Source organism: Mesorhizobium argentiipisi (SeqCode), assembly GCF_037179585.1.
Lineage (GTDB): Bacteria > Pseudomonadota > Alphaproteobacteria > Rhizobiales > Rhizobiaceae > Mesorhizobium > Mesorhizobium argentiipisi.
This window is the reverse complement of the sequence record NZ_JAPYKO010000128.1, coordinates 1-370: the sequence shown is the minus strand read 5'-3', so window position 1 is coordinate 370 and position 370 is coordinate 1. Positions and strand designations below refer to the sequence as shown.

The following is a 370-nucleotide window of genomic DNA, read 5'->3' as shown; positions in this document are numbered from 1 at the left end:
GGATCTGGCTCCTGCGGTTGAGCTTGCCGCTCTTGTTGTCGAACGGGGCAAGGCCGACGAGCGCGGCGATCGCCTTGGGTGAGCGCTGGCCGAGCTCGGGCAAGAGCGCCAGCAAGGAGAATGCGCCAACCTTGGAGACGCCGGGCACGGAGACCATCAGCGTGTAATCGCGTGCGGTGTCCTCGGCTTGACGAATGACTTCGGCGATCTGGCCCTCGAGCGCCTTGATGCGAGCATCGAGGCCGGCGATCAGGTCTTTGAGGCTGGTGATGACGATCGCCTCGAAAGCCTCGGCGAGTTGCTTCTTCAGCGTTGCCCGCATCGCGACCAGTTGATCGCGGTGGCCGGCAAGCGACTGAAGCCGCTCACC

Annotated in this window: 1 protein-coding gene; it reads right to left on the bottom strand. The window is 64.6% G+C overall.

Going from position 1 to position 370, the window contains the following annotated elements:
- Positions 1–370: transposase (locus tag O7A05_RS34245; RefSeq protein WP_337097824.1), on the bottom strand; the 370-nt coding region annotated here is incomplete at both ends.